2 protein-coding genes are annotated in these 2,323 nt (G+C 58.3%); both read right to left on the bottom strand.

The features are described 5' to 3' along the window. Window positions 1-538: 538 nt before the first annotated feature. Window positions 539-1,567 carry an IS110 family RNA-guided transposase gene (locus NKH60_RS34725; protein ID WP_352875093.1) on the bottom strand — a complete coding sequence of 343 codons (1,029 nt, stop codon included), beginning with the start codon at window positions 1,565-1,567 and terminating at the stop codon, window positions 539-541. 259 nt (window positions 1,568-1,826) lie between these two features. Further along, window positions 1,827-2,323 (bottom strand): MFS transporter (locus NKH60_RS34720; protein WP_352875091.1); only part of this gene is annotated, 497 nt, incomplete at its 5' end.

Raw genomic sequence — 2,323 nt, 5'->3', positions numbered from 1 at the left:
TGGCAAAGGTGGCGCGTAAGGGCGCATCTGTTTTGGTGCGCGTGAATCGTGGTTTGCGCGCCTTGGCGGCCGATCTCGATGCAGCCGTGATGGCTGGTGTTGACGCACTGGTTCTTGCTGCTGAGCCGAAAGCCGACCTCCACACATAGCCCACAGTGCCGCAATACCGATCGCGGTCCTTCGGCGCGAATGACTTATGAGACAGAAAGCAAAGACGGTGCTTTCGGGCTCGATGTTCGCGTTATGTGCTTCGAAAGTTGTCTAATTGCCATGGAGACGTCAACTATTCTTCTGGCGTTGTCTACTTGCGATGGAGACGTCAACTATTCTTCTGGCGTTTCGACGGCACTGCCGGGTGCATGGTTGTCTACGCGGTCGACAGGAGCCGCCGCACGATGGGGCTTCGCGGGAGGAGCCTTCCAGAGTCGCATACGCACATCCGTCAATCGGCGTGCAACTTTTGAAGCGGAATGACTCTGCCCACGGCCCGGCAGGGACGTCTCAAGCGCTCGGATGTTGAACGCTATTCACCGAAATATCATGCTGTGGCGCCTCCGAGGCGTCGATCGAAGCACGCATTGGCCTTGAGCATCGCGAGCATCGTCACGGCCAATTTGCGCGCAACGGCTACAGCAGCGCGTTTGAAGCCAATCCTTTCCTTGAGCTTGAGTCCCCATGTCCGCAGGCAGCTGTCGGCCGCGCTGCGGGTCAGAATGAGCGTCGCCGACTCGTAAAGAAGGGCACGCAAGCGAGGATCGCCACGCCGCGAGATATGGCCGTCATAGTCGACCTCGCCTGATTGGTAGCGGCGGGTCGTCAGGCCAAGCCAGGCGCCGACGGAACGAGATGTCTTGAAATTCTCTGGATCTTCGATGGCCGACACAAAGGACGTTGCGACGGTCACACCAACGCCAGGGATCGACATGAGGATCCGACAGGTCTGGCTTTGCCGCGCATCGACGATGAGTTGACGTGATAGATCTGCGGCTCGCATGCGCAGGCTGCCCCACGCTTTCAGTAGCGGCAGAATAACAAGGGCCAGTTCCTCTTGATCGGCAAGAAGTCTCTGAACATGCCTCTCGAACATGTTTCCCTTGCCCGCCGGAACGATCAGCCCAAAGGTCTTCATGAGCCCGCGGATCTGGTTTGATAATTCGGTGGTCATGCGAAGCAGCCGGGCTCGGGCCGCGACAAGCGTGCGGGTCAGCATGCTGTCGAGTCCCTTGACGCGCACTTCACGATAAAATCCCACTTCTGCGAGATGTGCCAAACCATCCGCGTCGTTGGCATCGGTTTTGTTGGGGGCCATGTCGAGCGCGGCCTTGGCATGACGGGCATCAATACAGATCGCCGGCAACCCTTGAGCGCACAGTGCATGATAGAACCACACCGACAAGGGACCCGTTTCGAACACGACGCGTTTAACGCCCGGCGCGCGCTTGTGAACAAGCTGGGCAATGAGCTTGGGGTCAGAAGCACACTTGCCCCGCCAGACGCGCGTGCCCGCGCGTCGAATTGAGATCGCCGTCTCTTTCATCGAGACATCAAGGCCGATAAAATCATCCATGGCTGTTCTCTCCGATAGTTGCCCGGCCCGTGCGAATCGTGAGCCCGTATGTCCATCTTATCGGGCGAGCAGCCACCTCTCCCATTTGTGACTGCTTCATGGCGCAATCCTCCCGCAATTACCCCATGTCGCATAAAAGGCAGTGCGGAACGTCAGTCGACAGATCGGTTCCGGCAGAGAAGGCACCGTGCGAACCTTGTGCTCTTGAACGCCTAGGGGTGATCGCGCTTGTTCATCGGCTAAACAGCTCATCATGACGTCACCTCGGAGGACGAGAAACGATTGTTGAGGCCCGGGTACGAGCTGCCTCGGTCGTTCGCTCAATGGCAAGCACTGTTTGCGGAGGCCGCTCCTCCTCATGCAGTGCCAGGAGATGATCGCCGACTTCCTTATCCGCTGCCGTGAGCCGATGATTGAGGCGAAGAAAATCCATCCAGGTTGGCGTGCGGAAGGTCTCAGTCCAAAGTGAAGGCGTTTGAAGGTTTCGCTGGAGCGTCCAGTTTCGTGCGCCTGCACGGCTCTGAACGTGGCGCCTTGCGCGCATGCAGGACAGAAAGGCCTCGATGTTCTCCTCGGATATGGAATACTCAGTTTTGGCAACGATGGGGCCACTTCTGGGTTTCAGATCGAGCGCCAGTTCCGGCGGTTGAAAACCGGAACTTTCTTGATCGGTTTCTTCCCAAGGCCGCAGCGGCAACACTATCCCCGCAGCTGCGACCAGCAACAGGGCTATTGCGGCACCCTCCAAAGCCCATG

The sequence above is a fragment of the Mesorhizobium sp. M1006 genome (assembly GCF_040318825.1).
Taxonomy (GTDB): Bacteria; Pseudomonadota; Alphaproteobacteria; order Rhizobiales; family Rhizobiaceae; genus Mesorhizobium.
The sequence above is the reverse complement of the archived record's forward strand: the minus strand, read 5'-3'. Positions and strand labels throughout refer to the sequence as shown.

Bases quoted from the DNA above. Each gene is read 5' to 3' on its own strand.
- NKH60_RS34725 (WP_352875093.1), bottom strand. From the start codon at position 1,567: ATGGATGATTTTATCGGCCTTGATGTCTCGATGAAAGAGACGGCGATC.